Source organism: Kitasatospora sp. NPDC094016, assembly GCF_040304045.1.
Taxonomy (GTDB): Bacteria; Actinomycetota; Actinomycetes; order Streptomycetales; family Streptomycetaceae; genus Kitasatospora.
In genome coordinates this window covers 1-16,223 of the sequence record NZ_JBEOUK010000041.1, presented here as the reverse complement: position 1 = coordinate 16,223, position 16,223 = coordinate 1, and the positions used below count along the sequence as shown (strand labels likewise).

The 16,223-nt window shown below is 72.1% G+C and carries 17 protein-coding genes; 11 read left to right on the top strand and 6 right to left on the bottom strand.

What is annotated here, in order from left to right; all coding sequences use genetic code 11:
- Positions 1-29: 29 nt before the first annotated feature.
- The 3 genes from ABT015_RS29300 to ABT015_RS29290 all read right to left on the bottom strand — a co-directional run bounded on the left by ABT015_RS29300 (position 30) and on the right by ABT015_RS29290 (position 2,607).
- Entirely contained in the window at positions 30-731 is a 702-nt protein-coding gene (locus tag ABT015_RS29300) for a response regulator transcription factor (RefSeq protein WP_350884330.1), read from the bottom strand.
- The gene (locus ABT015_RS29295) at positions 728-1,963 is read right to left on the bottom strand and encodes a sensor histidine kinase (protein WP_350884328.1); all 1,236 of its coding nucleotides are present in this window, start codon (positions 1,961-1,963) and stop codon (positions 728-730) included. The genes ABT015_RS29300 and ABT015_RS29295 overlap by 4 nt, the downstream gene beginning before the upstream one ends.
- A gap of 116 nt (positions 1,964-2,079) precedes the next feature.
- Positions 2,080-2,607, bottom strand: a complete 528-nt coding sequence (locus ABT015_RS29290) for a GNAT family N-acetyltransferase (RefSeq protein WP_350884326.1) — start codon at positions 2,605-2,607, stop codon at positions 2,080-2,082.
- A 147-nt stretch (positions 2,608-2,754) separates the two neighbouring features.
- Here ABT015_RS29290 and ABT015_RS29285 point away from each other — a divergent pair, with 147 nt between their 5' ends.
- From ABT015_RS29285 to ABT015_RS29255, 7 genes are all read left to right on the top strand, one after another.
- Positions 2,755-3,519: an HAD hydrolase family protein gene (locus ABT015_RS29285; RefSeq protein WP_350884324.1), complete on the top strand. Its 765-nt coding sequence runs from the start codon at positions 2,755-2,757 to the stop codon at positions 3,517-3,519.
- Positions 3,520-3,649: 130 nt separating this feature from the next.
- Positions 3,650-4,114: a winged helix DNA-binding protein gene (locus ABT015_RS29280; RefSeq protein WP_350884322.1), complete on the top strand. Its 465-nt coding sequence runs from the start codon at positions 3,650-3,652 to the stop codon at positions 4,112-4,114.
- A gap of 133 nt (positions 4,115-4,247) precedes the next feature.
- Positions 4,248-4,808 carry an RNA polymerase sigma factor gene (locus ABT015_RS29275; protein ID WP_350884320.1) on the top strand — a complete coding sequence of 187 codons (561 nt, stop codon included), beginning with the start codon at positions 4,248-4,250 and terminating at the stop codon, positions 4,806-4,808.
- Positions 4,805-5,632: an anti-sigma factor gene (locus ABT015_RS29270; RefSeq protein ID WP_350884318.1), complete on the top strand. Its 828-nt coding sequence runs from the start codon at positions 4,805-4,807 to the stop codon at positions 5,630-5,632. Before ABT015_RS29275 ends, ABT015_RS29270 begins: the two co-directional genes overlap by 4 nt.
- Before the next feature lie 32 nt (positions 5,633-5,664).
- Complete coding sequence (locus ABT015_RS29265; protein WP_350884316.1) at positions 5,665-6,477, top strand: ABC transporter ATP-binding protein; 813 nt, start codon at positions 5,665-5,667, stop codon at positions 6,475-6,477.
- The gene (locus ABT015_RS29260; protein ID WP_350884314.1) at positions 6,474-7,874 is read left to right on the top strand and encodes a hypothetical protein; all 1,401 of its coding nucleotides are present in this window, start codon (positions 6,474-6,476) and stop codon (positions 7,872-7,874) included. The genes ABT015_RS29265 and ABT015_RS29260 overlap by 4 nt, the downstream gene beginning before the upstream one ends.
- Positions 7,871-8,461: a hypothetical protein gene (locus ABT015_RS29255; protein ID WP_350884312.1), complete on the top strand. Its 591-nt coding sequence runs from the start codon at positions 7,871-7,873 to the stop codon at positions 8,459-8,461. The genes ABT015_RS29260 and ABT015_RS29255 overlap by 4 nt, the downstream gene beginning before the upstream one ends.
- Positions 8,462-8,528: 67 nt before the next feature.
- On the opposite strand, the gene ABT015_RS29250 is transcribed toward ABT015_RS29255, so the two are convergent.
- On the bottom strand, positions 8,529-9,485 hold the full coding sequence (locus ABT015_RS29250; RefSeq protein WP_350884310.1) for an SDR family NAD(P)-dependent oxidoreductase: 957 nt from the start codon (positions 9,483-9,485) through the stop codon (positions 8,529-8,531).
- 138 nt (positions 9,486-9,623) lie between these two features.
- Between ABT015_RS29250 and ABT015_RS29245 the strand changes: the two genes are divergently transcribed.
- Positions 9,624-10,217, top strand: coding sequence for a TetR/AcrR family transcriptional regulator (locus ABT015_RS29245; RefSeq protein WP_350884308.1), 594 nt, complete (start codon positions 9,624-9,626; stop codon positions 10,215-10,217).
- Between the two features lie 97 nt (positions 10,218-10,314).
- Here ABT015_RS29245 and ABT015_RS29240 read toward each other — a convergent pair whose 3' ends face one another.
- Positions 10,315-12,324, bottom strand: coding sequence for a ricin-type beta-trefoil lectin domain protein (locus tag ABT015_RS29240; RefSeq protein ID WP_350884306.1), 2,010 nt, complete (start codon positions 12,322-12,324; stop codon positions 10,315-10,317).
- A gap of 295 nt (positions 12,325-12,619) precedes the next feature.
- Between ABT015_RS29240 and ABT015_RS29235 the strand changes: the two genes are divergently transcribed.
- Entirely contained in the window at positions 12,620-12,826 is a 207-nt protein-coding gene (locus ABT015_RS29235) for a hypothetical protein (RefSeq protein ID WP_350884304.1), read from the top strand.
- 1 nt (position 12,827) lies between these two features.
- Here the strand turns inward: ABT015_RS29235 and ABT015_RS29230 are convergent, their stop codons facing one another.
- Complete coding sequence (locus ABT015_RS29230; RefSeq protein WP_350884302.1) at positions 12,828-13,880, bottom strand: HEAT repeat domain-containing protein; 1,053 nt, start codon at positions 13,878-13,880, stop codon at positions 12,828-12,830.
- A 434-nt stretch (positions 13,881-14,314) separates the two neighbouring features.
- On the opposite strand from ABT015_RS29230, the gene ABT015_RS29225 reads away from it, so the two are divergent.
- Positions 14,315-15,040, top strand: a complete 726-nt coding sequence (locus ABT015_RS29225; RefSeq protein WP_350884300.1) for a hypothetical protein — start codon at positions 14,315-14,317, stop codon at positions 15,038-15,040.
- Between the two features lie 65 nt (positions 15,041-15,105).
- Positions 15,106-16,095 carry a sterol desaturase family protein gene (locus ABT015_RS29220; protein ID WP_350884298.1) on the top strand — a complete coding sequence of 330 codons (990 nt, stop codon included), beginning with the start codon at positions 15,106-15,108 and terminating at the stop codon, positions 16,093-16,095.
- The last annotated feature ends 128 nt before the right edge of the window (positions 16,096-16,223 follow it).

Genomic DNA, 16,223 nt, shown 5'->3' with positions numbered 1-16,223 from the left:
GGAGGTGGGAGGGCCGTCGGGGCGGCCGGTCAGCCGGCGAGCCCCGGCACCACCAGGCCGGACTCGTACGCGATCACCACGGCGTGGGTCCGGTTCTGCGCGCCGAGCTTGGTCAGCACGTTCCCGACGTGCGTCTTCACCGTCTCCAGGCTCACCCTGAGCGCCTCCGCGATCTCCGGGTTGGACTGGCCCGTGGCCATCGACCGCAGCACCTCCTCCTCCCGCACCGTCAACGCCGCCCGGGGCAGTGCCTCGGCGGAGTCCAGCGGCCGGGCGGAGACCATCCGGCGCAGCGCCGCCGGGAAGAGGATCGCCTCCCCGGCCGCCGCCACCCGCACCGCCTCCGCGATCTGCCGCACCGGAAGCCGCTTCAGCACGAATCCGCTCGCCCCCGCGCTGAGGGCGGCGGTGACGTAGCCGTCGTTCTCGAAGGTGGTGATCACCACGACCTTCGGCGGCGCGGCCGACTCGGCCAGCAGCTGCCGGGTGGCCTCGATCCCGTTGCGGCGCGGCATCCGTACGTCCATCAGGACCACGTCCGGCCGCAGCCGCTGCGCCTGCTCGACCGCGTCGACGCCGTCGGCCGCCTCCCCGATCACCGTGATCCCCGGCTGCACCGCGAGCAGGGTGCACAGGCCGCTGCGGGTCACCTCGTCGTCGTCCGCGATCAGGAGGGTGACGGGGGTGCCGGCGGCGTCGGGCGCGGCGGTGGTGGGGTTTGGGCCGGTCATGCCGACAACCGTACGGGCAGCTGCACGGCCAGCCGCCAGGCCTGGGGCCCGTCCGGTCCGGCCTCGATCTCGCCGTGCAGCAGCCGGACCCGCTCGGCCAGGCCCGGCAGGCCGTGGCCGGACGTCGGGAAGGCGCCCTGGCGCGGGCCCGTCCCGGTCCGGTTGACCACGCTGAGCTCCAGGGTGTCCGGCCCGGCCGCCACCCGGACCTCGATCGGGCCGCCGGCTCCGTGCCGCAGCGCGTTCGTCAGCCCCTCCTGGAGGATCCGGTACGCCGCCCGGGAGAGCGTCCCCTGCACCTGGGCCAGCTCGCCGGACAGCTCCGGCTCCACCGCCGCGCCGGCGTGCCGCAACCGGTCCAGCAGCTCGGGCAGGTCGGCCAGGGTCCGGGCCGGGGCCGCTCCCGACTCCTCCTCGCGCAGCGCGCCCAGCACGTAGTCCAGGTCCTCCAGGGCGGCCCGGGTCGACTCCTCGATGCTGCGCATGGCGGCCCGCGCCGCCACCGGGTCGGCGGAGAGCACCTCGCCCGCCACCGCCGCCTGGATCGTGGCCGCCGTCAGGGTGTGCCCGATCGAGTCGTGCAACTCGTGGGCCAGCCGGTTGCGTTCGGCCAGCCGGCGCTCCCGCTCCGCCGCCAGCGCCAGCCGCTCGGCCGCCGACGGCCCCAGCAGCTTCGGGGCCAGCCCGCGCAGCGCGCTCGCCACCGCCGCGCACACCGCCGGCGCCAGCAGCAGGCAGGCCGCCGCCACCACCCAGCTCCAGACGCCCGTCACCTGCACCGGCCGGCCGTACCAGTTCAGCCAGGCATCACCGGAGACCCAGTTGCCCGGCAGGGCCACGGCCACGCCGAGCAGCATGAGGCTCACCAGGCCGCCCACCCAGCCCAGTGCCACGTGCAGCAGCAGCCACAGCGGGGTGCGCCAGCGGTCGGTGCCGGGGAGGTCCGCCGCCCGGGCGGCGGACACCGGATCCGGCAGCGGCACCCTCAGCAGCCGGCGGGCGCCGCCGATCAGCACCCGCCGGGTGGTGCGGGCCAGCCCGACCACGGCGAGCAGCGCCGCCCAGGCCAGCAGGGTGAGCACCGCCCGCGCGAGGTAGGGGCCGGACGGCCAGGCCATCGCCGGCAGCATCGCGAACGGCAGCAGCGCCAGGCTCGCCAGCGCGCCGAGGAAGGCGAACAGCACACCCGAGTACGTGGAGCCGCGCAGCAGCGGCCGGATTCCCCTGATCATGATCACCAGTATCGCGGCGCAGCTCATGGGGGGCCTCCCCCGATCGGGGGAGCGTTCGTTCGGGCCGTCCGGCTCGGGCGGGAAAGCTACGGCGGGGAGAGCTGCGGCGGGGAGAGCTACGGCGAGGCGGCCCCGGCGGCATCGGCGCGGCCCCGGGTGAGCAGGCGGGTGGTGCTGCCGTCGTCCTCCGGGATGTCGCGGACGTGCCGGAAGCCGATCCTGCCCAGCAGCGCCAGCGAAGCGAGGTTGGCGTCGACGACCGTCGCGTGTACCTCGGCCAGCCCCAGGGTGGTGAAGCCGTGGTCGACGATCGCGGCCGCCAGTTCGGTGCCCAGGCCGCGGCCCCACGCCTCCGGGGCCAGCGCGTAGACGATCTCGAAGCCCTCGACCACGGTGGTGGGCTTGATCTCGGCGTGCCCGACGAGGCGGCCGTCGTGCCGCACGGCCCAGACGTCGAACCGGTTCGAGGCGTAGACCTGGGTGAAGATGCGGCCGAACAGGGCCCGGTCCTCGGCCTCGGACTGCGGGCCGTCGCCGATCCACCGGGACACCTGCCGGTTCTGGAAGAGCGCCACGAAGTCCTCTTCGTCCGCGAGGACGTACGGGTCGAGCAGCAGGCGCCGGGTACGCAGGGTCGGGGTCACGCCGGGCGACGGTACGGGGGCCGTCGCCCGCCCGGCAAGCGGTTTTCGGGAGGCGGGAGTGCCGGGGCGATCGCGGTCGAACGGGTGGCGGGGGCGGCGTCGTGGGGATCACATCGCGGGCTCCGAACGGACGGATATCATCCGGGAATGGTCAACCTTCGCACCCGCACGGTGGTTTTCGATCTCGACGGCACGCTCTGCTTCGACGGGCGGACGATCGACAGCCGGATCCTGACGGCGATCGGGGAGTGCGAGCAGGCCGGGTACCAGGTGGTCTTCGCGTCGGCCAGGCCGGTTCGGGACATGCTGCCGGTGCTCGACGGCGCCTTCCCGGCCGCGATGCTGATCGGCGGAAACGGGAGCCTGGTGTCGGTCGACGGGCAGGTGCGGGCCCGGGCCGTGTTCGAACCGGCGGTGCTGGGCGGGCTGATGGCGGCGGTCGCGCGCCACGAGGCGGGCTATCTCGCGGACGGGCCCTGGGACTACGCGTACACCGGGCCGGTGGACCACCCGATCCGGGGCCGCGTCGACCAGGGCGGCCTGGCGAGCCGGGTGGAGCTGGCCGAACTGCCCGAGGTGGTGAAGTTCCTGGTCGTCGAGGCGTCGGACATGGCGGAGCTCGCCGAGGCCGGCCGGGGGCTCGGGCTGATGGTGAACCACCACCTCGACGAGGCGATCATCGACTTCGCGCCCGGTTCCACGACGAAGTGGGAGGCCCTGACCTCGATGGGCATCGGCGCGTACGCGGCCTTCGGCAACGACATCAACGACTTCGACCTGCTGCGCAACGCCGAGCGGGCGGTGCGGGTCGGCACGCATCCCGGGCTGGACGGCGTCGCCCACGTCAGCGTCGCGGCCGAGCCGGCGGCGGTGGCGGCCGAGATCGCGCTGCTGGCGCGGACGGCCCGGTAGCGCGCCGGCGCCGGGGTGCCTGCCGCCACAGGTGCCTGATCCGGGCGGCCGCCTTCTGAACCGGCCTTGATCTCAAGGGCGGTTGAGGTTCTACGGTGGCCGTGTTCCGGTGATCGCTTGAAGGGGGCGAATGGACATGGCAGTCCGGGAGTACTCGCAGGAGGAGCTGGCCGCCCAGCCCATCGGCGCGTGGAGCGGTGAGGCGTGCCAGCGGGTGGTCGGGGCCATCCGTGCGCAGTTGGCGGTGGAGGACCTCACGCAGCCGCACTGGTGGACGCTCAACCACGTGGCCGGGGATCCGGGCCGGTGGACCCGGGCGGCGCTGGTCGAGCGGCTGGCGAGGTACGAGAACCTCGGGATCGACTTCGGCGACGTCTTCGACGACCTCGTCGCCCGGGGGTGGCTGACGGAGGAGGCGGGGGCCATGACGCTGACCGGGGCGGGGGAGGCCGGCCGCCTCCGGGCGCGGGAGCGCAACCTGCGGGTGCACCGGCAGACGCACGAGGGCATCGGCGCGGCCGAGTTCGCGACCACGATCGACGTCCTGCGTCGGATGGTCGCCAACCTGGGGGGCGACGGGAACCTGCCCGACTGAAGGGTGCCGAGGTGACCGCAGCGCAGGAAGTCGGGCTGACCGACCTCCTGCGCTGCGGTCATGTCAGGACATCGGTGTGACGCAGGTCACGCCGAATGCAGAACCTGCACGCCGCAGCGGGCGTCTGGCTGGTGTGAGATCACGCAGGAGAGCACTGGACGAGCTGGACGAGGAACGCCTCGTCCGGCTGATCGCCAGAAGTGACCGCGCGGCGTTCGACGAGCTGTACCGGCGCACGTCGCCGTGGCTGGCGGTGCGGTTGCGCCGCCGCTGCGCGGACGAGCAGATCGTCGCCGAGGTCATGCAGGAGACCTATCTGGCGGTGTGGCGCGCGGCCGGCGCGTTCGCCGGGAGCGCCGTCGGCGGGACGGCCGTCGGGTGGCTGTGGACGATCGCGGCGCGCCGCCTCGTCGACGCCTTCCGCCGCCGTGCCCACCACGCGGAACCGCCGGCCGCCGCCGCCGAGCGGGCCGTGGTGCCCGCGGCGGAGGAGGAGGCGCTCGCCGGGACCGTCGGCGGCGACGTGGGCGACGCCCTGCGGCGGCTGGCGCCGGAACTCCGAGACGTACTGCAGGCGACGGTGCTCGACGGGCTCTCCGTCCGGGAGACCGCCGTCCTGCTCAGACTGCCCGAAGGCACGGTCAAGACCCGTGCCCGCCGGGCCCGGATCGCGATGCGGGAGGCGCTGGCATGAACGCGGAACACGCGTCGAGGCGACTGATCGACGACTACGCGCGTGGTGACACGGCGATGGCCGCGGACACGGTGTGGGCGCTGGAAGCCCACCTGGAGACGTGCGCGCCGTGCCGGAGCCTGCTGGCGGCCTCCGTGGCCACCGAGGCGCCCGGCGTCGCCGCGCTCGTCGACACCGTCCGGGCCGGTCTGGACGCGCAGTTGGACGCGGCCGTCGGGGCACCCCGGCGGCGGCACCGCCCGACGTGGGTGTCGGCCTGGCTGACCCCGGCCATGACCCCGTGGCTGGCGATGACCGCCGTCGTCACCCTGATGGCGCTGCTGCTGGACGTGGCCGCGCCGGCGAAGGTCTTCGGCGGCTCCTCGATGGTGGCGCTGATCGCGCCCGTGCTGCCGCTGTGCGGTGTCGCCGCATCGTGGTCGCGCGGCCTGGACCCGGCGTACGAACTGACCGCCTCGACCGCCCGGGCCGGCCTGACCCTGCTGCTCAGGCGCACCACCGCGGTCCTCGTGGTGGTCGTGCCCGGGCTCCTGGCGGGGGGATGGCTGACCGGGAACACGACGCCCGCGCAGTGGCTGCTGCCCTCCCTGGCCTTCACCTCCACCGCCCTGGCGCTGGGCAGCGTGATCGGCGTGACCCGCGCCGCCGTGGGGCTGGTGGCCGGGTGGGGCGCCGCCGTCGTGGTGCCCACGTTCGTCACCGGGCACATCCCCGCCATCCTCGAACTCGCCCTGCACCGCGACCAGTTGCCCGTGTGGGGGCTGCTCCTCGCGCTCGGCGTCTGCGCCGTGATCACTCGCAGGGACGCGTACTCGACGCTGTGAAACCCATGTCCACCCTGGAAAGGGACCATCGCATGACGTATACGGCGAGCGCGGCCGACACCGCGCCGAAGACCTACGCCTGGGAGATCCGGGCCAGCGGCCTGAGGGTACGCGTCGGACGGAGCAAGATGGCCGTCGACGGGCTCGACCTCTCCCTGGGCATCGGCGCCCACGGGCTCCTCGGGCCCAACGGGGCGGGCAAGACCACCCTGATCCGGACGCTGGCCACCGTGCTGCGCCCCACCGAGGGCGAACTGGAGATGCTCGGCACCTCCCTGGGGGGCCGGGTGGGCGACCACCGGGCCCTGCGCCGCCAGATCGGCTACCTGCCGCAGGACTTCGGCTACTACAAGCGCTTCACGGTGCGCGAGTTCGTCGAGTACATGGCCTGGCTGAAGGAGGTGCCGAAGGCGGACATCCCCGGGGCCGTCCAGCGGGCCGTGGAACGGGTGGGCCTGGCGGACCGCGCCGACCACCGGATGAAGACCCTGTCCGGCGGCATGGTGCGGCGGGCCGGCATCGCCCAGGCCATCGTCAACTCCCCCGCGGTGCTGCTGCTGGACGAGCCGACGGCCGGGCTGGACCCGGCGCAGCGGCTGCGCTTCCGCGAGCTGCTGCAGGACCTGGGCCGCGACACCTGCGTGGTCGTCTCCACCCACCTGGTCGAGGACGTCGCGGCCGCCTGCTCCGACGTGGTGCTGTTCGCCGACGGCCGCCTCGTCTTCCAGGGCACGCCGGACGAACTGGGCGCGGCGGGCAGCCCCGACCACCCGGGCGACAGCCCCCTGGAGCGCGGCTACTCGGCGCTGCTGCGCAACTCCGGCCAGCAGGGGAGCGCCTGGTGAACCGACGTGTGCTGCGGACGGAGCTGAGGCGCTCCGCCGCCCCGTGGGCCGGCCTCGTCGTCCTGGGCGGCAGCCTGGCGGTCTTCCTCCCGTTCGACGCGTTCTGGTGGCACGGCACCGCGGGGTGGACGGCCCAGTGGACCACCATGGCCATGTGGACCCGGTCGCTGCTGGCCTACTGGTGGCCGTTCGTGATCGGCATCGGGGCGGTGTACGGGCTGCGCGAATCCCGCTCGCGGATGACCGAGCTGCTGTCGACCACGCCGCTGCCGGCCTGGCGCCGTGCGGCGCTGCCGGCCGGTGCGATCGGGCTCGCGGCGGCGGTGGGCTTCGGTCTGCTGGTCCTGGTGGGCGGAGCCCAGGTGGCGGCCGGTCCGACCACCTACGCATCCCTCGGCTGGCTGCCGATCTCGCTGGTGGCGGCACTGGCCCTGGTCGCGGGCGCCGTGTTCGGCATGGGTGTCGCGCGGGCGCTGCCCTCCACCCTCACGCCGCCGGCCCTGGTGGTGATCGTCTTCGTGGGGACGGGCCTGTTCCTGCGCATGAACAATGAGGGGTTGGTGCCGACGGGCAGGGTGGGGAACCGGTTCGCCCAGCTGTCCCCGGCGACCGTGGAGCCGCGGCAGATGCTGCTGACCCTGTCCGGCTCCGTCCACCTCGGCCAGACGCTCTGGCTGCTCGGCCTGCTCGCCACCGGCTTCGCGCTGCTGGCGGCCGCGACCCGCCGGGCCCGGCTGCTCGCGGTGACTCCCGTCCTGGCCGGCCTGGGCCTGGCCCTGCTGGTCCTCCCGGCCGCCGCGCGCGACACCTACGTCGTCGACAAGGCCGCCGCGACGCTGGTGTGCGACGGGCCGGTGTGCGTGACGCAGGCGAGCCGTTCACACCTCGCCGAGCTCGCGCAGCGCAGCAAGGACGCGATGCGCGTGCTGCACGACGTCCTGGGCGACAAGGCGCCGGCCTCGGTGCGGGAGGACAACGCGCTGCACGAGCTCGCCGCGGCACGCGAACTCTCCGCAGACGTGCTGCTGGTCGACTTCAACGACCGGATGCTCGCCGACGCGAAGGGCGAGAAGCTGACCCGCGCGCTGATCGGCAGGGGCCTGGCGCCGAGCTGCTACCCGGACAACGACAAGGAGGGCGGGGGGAGCTACGACGTCCTCGGCCAGAGCCTCGCCGTGAGCTGGGCCCTCCACGACCCCCAGCTCCAACCGCTGAAGGAGAAGGGCACCGACGCGTACGCGATCAAGCTCTGGGCGGAGGCCGACGCCGCGTGGCAGAAGCTGATGGCGCTGCCACCGGCCGAGCAGCGCTCGCAGATCGTCGAGCTGCACACCGCCGCCCTCTCCTGCGCTGGGTACAAGCAGCTTCAGAAGATGGCCGGGGAGGCGGCGCAGTGAGGTGGCTGATGCTGTACGCGCGTTCACGGCAGGTGTCCACGTCGGCCGCCGCGGTCGCGTTCACCGCGCTGGTGGTGTGGGTCTTCAACCGGGGCGGCGGCACGGGCGTGATGGAACCGGACGCGATCAACCCGATCGTGTACTTCGTGCTCGCCGCGAGCGTGGCGGCCGGCTCGGTCGGGCTCGGCGGGCAGGACTCCGCGCTGGACAGGACGGCCGCGATCCGGTGGGTGCCCCGCCGGGCGGCGCACGCGCTGCTGATCGGCGTGGTCGCGGGCGCGGCGATGCTGGCGGTCCAGGCGGTGGGGCCGAGGTTCGCCCCCACCGAGGTCGTCGTCCGGGATACCGCGGGCATGGCCGGCCTGGCCGCGTTCGGGGCGGTGCTGTGCGGGGCGCACCTCGCCTGGACGCTGCCGACCGCTTGGCTCGCGTTCGCCGTCCTCTCCCCGCCGTTGCCGCCCAACACCGTGGGGAAGGCGTTCGGTTGGATGTCCTACCCCCCTGGCACGGAGGCGTCCACCTGGACCGCGGTGGCCCTCCTGGTGATCGGCGCCGGGCTCTACGCCCTGGCGGGGCCGCGTAGGTAGCGGGCCCGCCCCGCGCCCCGCTTCCCCTCTGTGAGGAGGGGGAAGCGGGGCGTTCTGCTGCGGGCCGTCAGTCGCGGCTGCCCAGGGTGTCGTGCGAGACCTGCCAGAGCAGCGCGGCCGCCTCGGGGTCGAGGGCGTGGTCGGAGACGCCGCTGCGGGCGCTGAGTTCGCCGCGGACGGCTTCGTTGCAGTCCTCGAAGTAGTGGCCGCTGACGCCCGCCAGCAGCGGCGAGGCCGCGAGCAGGACGGAGGTCGCCGCGCCCTGCTCGGTGGTCTTCCACAGCAGCTCGGTGCCGTTGGCGAACTGGGCGCGCAGCCGGGCGAGCTCCTCCTCGGAGACGTAGCGCTGGAGGGCGGTGCGGATGCCGCCGGGCATCAGGGCGTTGACGGTGATGCCGTCCGCCGCCCAGCGCTTGGCGGCCTCGACCGCGAACAGGACGTTGGCGGTCTTGGACTGGCCGTAGGCGGACCAGGGCTCGTAGGCGCGCTCGCGGAAGTGGATGTCCTCGAAGACGACGGGGGAGCGGTGGTGGGCACTGGAGCTGACGGCCACGACGCGGCCGCCGCCGTCCCGGGCCAGGGCCGCGTGCAGGCCGGTGGCCAGTGCGAAGTGCCCGAGGTGGTTGGTGGCGAACTGGAGCTCCCAGCCTTCCGGCGTGCGGACCTCGGGCGAGGCCATCACGCCGGCGTTGTTGACCAGGATGTGCAGGGGCCCGTCCCAGGCGGAGACGAACGCGGCGACGGAGGCCTGGTCGGCCAGGTCCAGCGGTGCGACCCGGATGTCCGCGTTGCCGGTGGTCGCGGTGATGTCCTCGGCGGTGCGGGCGCCGGCGTCGAGGTTGCGGACCGCGAGGGTGACCTGCGCGCCCGCCGAGGCGAGGGCGCGTGCGGTCTCGACGCCGATGCCGGAGGCGCCGCCGGTGACGACGGCGCGGCGGCCGGTCAGGTCGACGCCGGAGATGACCTCGGCGGCGGTGGACTCGGCGCCGAAGGGGGTGGTGAGGCGCGGGGTGCTGGCGTTCATGATCGTTCCCGTCTGGCTGGGTGACCGGAGCTGGGGTGCGCGGGAGGGGGCGGCCGGTAGAGTGGAAACCGGAGGGCCCTCCGCATGTCTCCAGGTTAAGCGGAGGATCCTCCGCTTGCAACCCGAGGAGGACCAGCCGTGACCACCGCCGACCCCCGGCCGCTGCGCGCCGACGCGCGCCGCAACCGCGACCGACTGATCGAAGTGGCCGCACGGGCCTTCGCCCAGGACGGACCGGACGCGACGCTCGGGGCCATCGCCAAGGAGGCCGGCGTGGGCATCGGCACCCTCTACCGGCACTTCGCCACCCGCGAGGAACTCGTCGAGGCGGTCTACCGCAGCGAACTCGCCAAGCTGTGCGACTCCGCCGCGGAACTGCTCGACGGCGCGGCACCCGACGCCGCGCTGCGCGCCTGGATGGACGGCTTCGTCCGCTACATGACCACCAAGCGCGGGATGTCCGACGCGCTGCGCGCGCTCATCGCCTCCGGGAGCAACCCCTTCTCGCACAGCCGCGCGATGCTGACCACCGCGATCACCCGACTCCTGCGGGCCGGGGCCGAGTCGGGCGTGCTGCGCGCCGACGTCGAACCGGAGGACGTGCTGTTCAGCCTCAGCGGACTGTCCCTGGCCGCGACCACCCCCGAGCACCACGCCCGGATGGAACGCCTCCTCGACCTCCTGATGGACGGCCTGCGCCACCACGCCGCCTCCGGGCGGGACGTCGGCTGAGAACAACGACCGAAGGACGCCGGCCGTACGTGGCCGGCGTCCTTCGTCCTCCGTCGTGACTGCGGCCCGGTATGGCCTTGTGCGGCCGGACCGGCCGTCAGAGGAGCTGGAAGGTCCACTCCTGCTTCCAGCCGCCCTCGCAGCTCCACACCCCGAGCTGCTTGAAGTCGGAGTCGTGGGTGAGGCAGTTGTCGTCGTCGATCTGGACCCGGTACTTGCCGTTGCCGAGGCCGACGAACTGCCACTTCTGGTTGGAGGTGCCGCCCCACGCCTGCTGCTCGGCGACGTAGGTGTCAGGGTTCTCGGTGAGGTTGTACCCGAGGTCGTTGACGATCCGGTAGCGGTCCCCGCCCAGCGGCTTGATCGTCCAGGTGGACCCCTTGTACCCCAGGATCCCGCCCACGATCGGCGCACCCCAGGTCGAGGTCTCGGTGGGGGCCGACGCGCCCAGGCCGTTGGAGAGCTTCAGGAACAGCGGCCGCTCGGTCGGGACGGTCGGCTTGGTGTCCGGCTTCGGGTCGGGCTTCGGCTTGGGGTCCGGCTTGGGCTTCGGGTCCGGCTTCGTCGGGTTGGTCGGATCGGTCGGGGTGATCACGCCGCCGGAGGCGGACTCAAGGATCCACTCCTGCTGCCAGCCCGACTTGCACGTCCACACGCCGAGCTGCTTGAAGTCGGCGTCGTGGGCGAGGCAGTCGTCGTCGGAGATCCGGATCTGGTACTTGCCGTTGCCGACTCCGACGAGCTCCCACTTCTGCCGGGAGGAGTTGCTCCACGGCTGGAGTTCGGCCATGTAGTTGCTGTTCTCGGTGAGTTCCAGCCCGTAGGAGCTGGTGATCCGGTAGCGGCCGCCGCCGAGCGGGGTGAGCTTCCACTTGGACTCGTTGCCACCCCGGATCCCGGGGACGACCGACGCGCCGGCGGAGCCGTTGACCGGGACGGCACCCAGGCCGTTGTCGAGCTTCAGGGTCACGTCGGCGCCGTTGCTGCCGCCGCCTCCGCCGGGCGTGGGCGGGTTGGTGGTCGGCGGGGTGCCGCCCCAGGCCCAGTTCTGGTTGGGGGCGTCCCGCTTGTCCTCGGAGCCGCAGGCCCAGGCCGCCACGGTGCTGCCGTTGGCGGTCCGGCCGTTGAAGTCGTCGATGCAGACGTCCTTGGACCGGTCGTCCATGTCCGCCATGTGCCGGAAACCGCCGCTGGCCGACATGTTCCAGCGCTGACCGGGGATCTCCAGGCAGTCCCAGACCTGGAGCTTGGTCCCGTTCGCGGTCTTGTTGGCCTCCAGGTCGAGGCACTTGCCGTTGGCGGCCTGGAGCTTGTACCCGTTGTAGGTCCACTTCTGGGCGTCGCTGCCGTTGCACTCCCACATCTGCACGGGGGTGCCGTTGGCGTTGCCGTTGCCGTTGACGTCCAGGCAGGCGTGGTAGCCGGGGCTGGAGTCGGGGGTCAGGCTGCCGGTCCTGGTGCCGTAGCCGGACCGCGCGGGGAAGTGGATGGTGCGCACGTCGCCGTCGCACTTGTAGGGCCGCGCGGTGCCCGCCCGGCAGGTCCACGGCTCCTTCTTGACGGTGTCGCCGTCGTTGCCGATGAACGCCCAGTTCATGTAACCGCCGTCGCCCCGGTTACGGATGGTCGAATCCCCCTGGAAGACCCAGATCCGGAATATGTCGTAGCCGGAGGGTTCCTTCTTCTCCTTGTCCAGGAAATGGTTGAGCTTGTAGGTGGTGTCGATCAACACCCCCTTCATGTCGGACTTGTACTCGTTCTTGAACCACTCGGTGTCATACAGGTCGGTGCCTATGGTCTTGAACACCAGGACGTTGAACCCCGGGAACTTCGCGCTCAACTTCGACGCGGTGCTCTGGGTGAACTCCGCGTTGTCCACCTTGTTGAGGTTGGCGGCGTTGCGCATGAGCCTGATCATGTCGAAGGCGGAGCTGATCAGCGCGGTCATGCAGTTGCCGCCGCCCGGCGAGGCCGGGGTCCCACAGGTCTTGTCCGCGTGGAGGGGTGGCTCCGGCGCGGCCTGGGCCTGTGCGGTCAGGCTGGAGACCATGGCGACTGCTGCGATCCCGCAGGCCAGGGCGCGTTTGAGACGGGACAGGGGTTTCATAGCGGATTCATCTTTCTGGTCGGCAAAGATGGATCGTAGGTTCCGGAATCCCTCCGTCTCGCGACTCCATACGGAATCCATATGGCGGTCCGGGAGGTCTTGACGCCTTTTCCCGCACCGCCCCGGAACGGTGGACTCCGCGGACCGGACTCAAGGCCGGTGGCCGGCCGTGGAAAGGTCGGGGTCTAGGGTGTGAGCCGCGGCCACGCCGGTGGGTACCGGTGGCCGTACCGGCGTCTGCGCCGCCAGTGCCGTGGCGACGGACGTGGACACAGAAGGTGGGAGGGCCTGCGAAGTGTCGACAACGTCAGAGTTCCGTGGCTTCGACCTGGTGCGGCGTGGCTACGAGCGTCAGCAAGTCGACCACTACCTCAGGGCCCTGGCCGAAGCCGGTTCACCGCCGCCCCCGCCGGCGTTCGAGATCGTGCGGCGGGGCTACGACTGCGAGCAGGTCGACGCGCGCATCGCGGAGCTCCTGCGCGGCAGGGGCACCAGGGGCTAGATCAGGCGGGCCGGATTCGCGGCAGGTCGGTTGAGACCAGTTCGGCGGCGCGTACGGGGTCGCCGTCCGCGCGGGTGAGCAGGGCCTCGATGTCGTAGCCCGTCGGCTCCGAGGCGGCGTGGATGTCGAGGGAGCGGCCCCAGCCGCAGCGTTCCATCGAGACGGCGGCGTCCAGGTCGGGGCGGAGCCGGTGGAGCGTGCAGACCAGTTCCCAGGCGAAGGCGTCCAGGCGGGCCCGCCGCACCGGGTTGCAGGCGTTCACGGCGTCGGTGGTCCAGTCGTCGCCGGGCTCGTACTCCGGGAGGGCCGGCAGGAGTTCGGGGTCGCCCGTGATCGGCTCCGCGCTGAACGTGAGGGCGTGTGCGCCCTCGGGGTTGCCGATCAGTTCGGCGAGGAGCGGGACGGCGCGGGGGTCGTGCCGACTGGCCAGTCCGTGGATCGCCTCCATGCGGGTCTCGTCGTGCTCGTCGGCCGTCCGCTCCCAGAGCGCGGCCCGGATCGCGGGGCTGTCCGCCCCGGACTGGACGCCGAGGGTGAACGTCGCCCAGTCGCGGACGTGCGGATTCTGGTCCTTGGTCAGCCCGATGAGGGTGCGGATGTCCGGCCCGTCCGGCAGCCCGGTGAGGACCTCCGCGAACGAGCGGGCCACCCCCTCGCGGACCTCGGCGTCCGGGTGCCCGGCGAGGGTGACGAGGACGGGGACGGCGCGCGGGTCGTGCGTCTGCTCGATCGCGCGTGCCAGGGCGCGCAGCACGTGCTCGTCGGTCTCCCGCTGGGCGAGGGCGACGAGCGCGGTGGCCGTTTCGGTGCGGACCGCCTCGTGGTGGTAGCTGGTGTCGCGCAGCAGGTCGCAGCCGGTCGCGCGCTCGATCGGATCGGCGGAGCCGATGAGCTCCAGGCCGAGCGGCAGCGCCGCCTCGTCGGCGGACGCCCGCCACAGTAGCGGGCCGTACTCGTTCCACCCGTCGTGGTCGTCCGGGTCGTCCGAGGCGGTGATGGCGCGCATGGCCGACAGTGCCTGGGTGACCAGTTCCGCGACGGTGTCCGTTTCCATGCGGGCATTCTGGTGCACGAAGCAGCGAGTGCGCGCGGGAATTGTCGGCGCGACCGCGCTTCCGGCCCACGGACGCGCCGGCGCCGGCGGGCGTGTGCGAGTGCCGCAGGGTGTCCCCGGTAAGGATCTTGACGTGGTCATGAGCGGAGGTGATCATAGCGGAGCACCGCGCAACACTGATGCACACGAAGGTCGTTGAAGGCGTTCGGCAGCCGGAGTGCGGTCTGTGGATTTCGCGGGCAAAACCCATCCCTTTCGAAGGGCCGGCGGTGCGGAAGCCGGCCGGGTGCGGAGTCGGCCTTGACGAAGGGGAGTTGGTGGACGTGACGAGTCCGTGGGTCCGTCGGTGCCGATCCGTTCTCTCGGCGGCGGCCACCGCGGCGAGATGGTTCGGCCACGGCCGGGCTGCGGCCGCAGACTCCCCGGTGGCGCCGATGCTGCTCGCCGCCGCCCGGAACAACTCGTCCTGGTGCGAGGCGATGTGCCGGGCGAACGGGTTCTCCGGAGAACTCTCCGACGTCGCGTGGGTGAATCTGAAGAAGAGCCTCACGTACTACCCGAACCTGGTGATCCTGAGCCCGTCGATGTCCGGCTCGGAGGTTCTCGACGTCCTGCGGGAGGCGCCGCTGGGGCCGCTCTTCGTCAAGGACAGTTTCGCCAACGCCGACCTCCTCCCGGGGAACTATCGAATCCTCATCGAGGCGGAGTGGATCCACCGGCCGGCCGCAGCCGCGGCCCCGGCGCAGGTTGCGTCACGGGACGGTGCCGACCAGCGGTGGCGGCCTGTCACCGGCAGCGATGAGTTGCGTACGTGGGAGCGGGCATGGGCGGGTGGCGGCGACACGTCGGTGACCACGTTCCCCGAAACCCTTCTGCTCGATGACGACGTGATCTTCCTCGGGGGATTCTCGGGCGACAGCCTGGTGGCGGGAGCCGTGCTTCACCTGAGCCACGGTGTGGCGGGGGTGACGAACGTCTTCGGCCCTCCGGGCGAGTCCGCCCGGACATGGGCCGGTCTCATCTCCTGCGCTCACGAGGAGGCGCCGGGAATCGACCTGGTCGGATACGAGCGGGACGCGGAGCTGGCGGCTGCCGAGGCGAACGGATTCGCGCCGCTGGGGCCGGTCCGGATATGGCAGCAGATCGCCGGAGGCCGATAAATACCTGCCCGTCCCGCGCGGAGGGGTGCAGAAGAAGTCCGATGAAGTCCAGGGGGAGATCGGGAATGAACTCAGCAACCGAAAGAGAACTCGGCGCCGCACGCAGAACCCTGCGTTTCGCCATCCGCTATCTCAGCTATCCGATCCTCATGGTGCTGACCCTCGGGGCATCCATCACCCTGGTCGACACCTCGTTCCCGCAGTGGGCCATCGTGCCGATGGTCACCCTCTTCGCTTCGGTTTACGTGGCCGTCCTGGAGCGGGTCCAGCCGTTCTACGAGGGTTGGAACCGCTCGCGCAAGGACGTCGTCTCGGACGCCACCTCCAGTCTGGTGGCCCTGGTGGTGGTCGCCCGGCTGGTCGAGCCGCTGTTCCTCTCGGTCCTGTTCGCCGGATCCGTCCTGCTCTCCGAAGAGCTGGACAGCACGTTGTGGCCGACGAGTTGGCCTCCCGTCGCCCAGGCCGCGCTGGCGCTCCTGGTGGGAGAGTTCTTCTACTACTGGATGCACCGCTGGATTCACGGCTCGCGGGTCTTCTGGCGCTTCCACGCGGTGCACCACAGCTCGGAGCGGCTCTACTGGCTCAACTCCGCCCGGTTCCACCCCATCGACTTCTTCCTCGACGACGTGGCGATCGTCTTCCCGCTGGCGCTGACCGGGTGGACGCTGCACAGCCTCTCCGGTCTGATCATCCTGCTCACCTTCTACAACTGCCACGGCGTCACCATGCACTCCAACATGGACGTCCGGCTGGGCCCGCTGAACTACCTGGTGCCCGGACCGGAAGGGCACCGCTGGCACCACTCGCGGGACCTGCGCGAAGCCAACAAGAACTTCGGCGGCAAGGTCGTCCTGTGGGATCTGCTGTTCGGGACGTTCTACCTGCCCGCTGACCGGATGCCGCCCGAGGACATCGGCCTGGCCGACCAGGTCCGGCTGCCGGACTCCTACCTCGGCCTGCTGCTGGCCCCGTTCCGCTGGTCCAAGCTTCCGCTGCGCACGATCGAACCGGCGTCCGGCGCCGTCCTGGTCGAGGAAAAGGCGGGCAGCGTCTGATCCTGCGCCGAGGGCTGCGCAGGAAGTCGGGCCGGCGATTCTGCTGGCGAAGTGGTTCGGGGTGGCTGTGGGACAGTAAGTGCCTGCCGGTTGGGGTGGGTTGGCTGTTTGTGGGGGTGGGTTGTGCT

Excerpts from the sequence above, each read along its gene's own strand:
- ABT015_RS29300 (WP_350884330.1), bottom strand. The coding sequence starts at position 731 with ATGACCGGCCCAAACCCCACCACCGCCGCGCCCGACGCCGCCGGCACC.
- ABT015_RS29295 (WP_350884328.1), bottom strand. The coding sequence starts at position 1,963 with ATGATCAGGGGAATCCGGCCGCTGCTGCGCGGCTCCACGTACTCGGGT.
- ABT015_RS29285 (WP_350884324.1), top strand. The coding sequence starts at position 2,755 with ATGGTCAACCTTCGCACCCGCACGGTGGTTTTCGATCTCGACGGCACG.
- ABT015_RS29280 (WP_350884322.1), top strand. The coding sequence starts at position 3,650 with ATGGACATGGCAGTCCGGGAGTACTCGCAGGAGGAGCTGGCCGCCCAG.
- ABT015_RS29270 (WP_350884318.1), top strand. The coding sequence starts at position 4,805 with ATGAACGCGGAACACGCGTCGAGGCGACTGATCGACGACTACGCGCGT.
- ABT015_RS29265 (WP_350884316.1), top strand. The coding sequence starts at position 5,665 with ATGACGTATACGGCGAGCGCGGCCGACACCGCGCCGAAGACCTACGCC.
- ABT015_RS29250 (WP_350884310.1), bottom strand. The coding sequence starts at position 9,485 with ATGAACGCCAGCACCCCGCGCCTCACCACCCCCTTCGGCGCCGAGTCC.
- ABT015_RS29240 (WP_350884306.1), bottom strand. The coding sequence starts at position 12,324 with ATGAAACCCCTGTCCCGTCTCAAACGCGCCCTGGCCTGCGGGATCGCA.
- ABT015_RS29230 (WP_350884302.1), bottom strand. The coding sequence starts at position 13,880 with ATGGAAACGGACACCGTCGCGGAACTGGTCACCCAGGCACTGTCGGCC.
- ABT015_RS29225 (WP_350884300.1), top strand. The coding sequence starts at position 14,315 with ATGCTGCTCGCCGCCGCCCGGAACAACTCGTCCTGGTGCGAGGCGATG.
- ABT015_RS29220 (WP_350884298.1), top strand. The coding sequence starts at position 15,106 with ATGAACTCAGCAACCGAAAGAGAACTCGGCGCCGCACGCAGAACCCTG.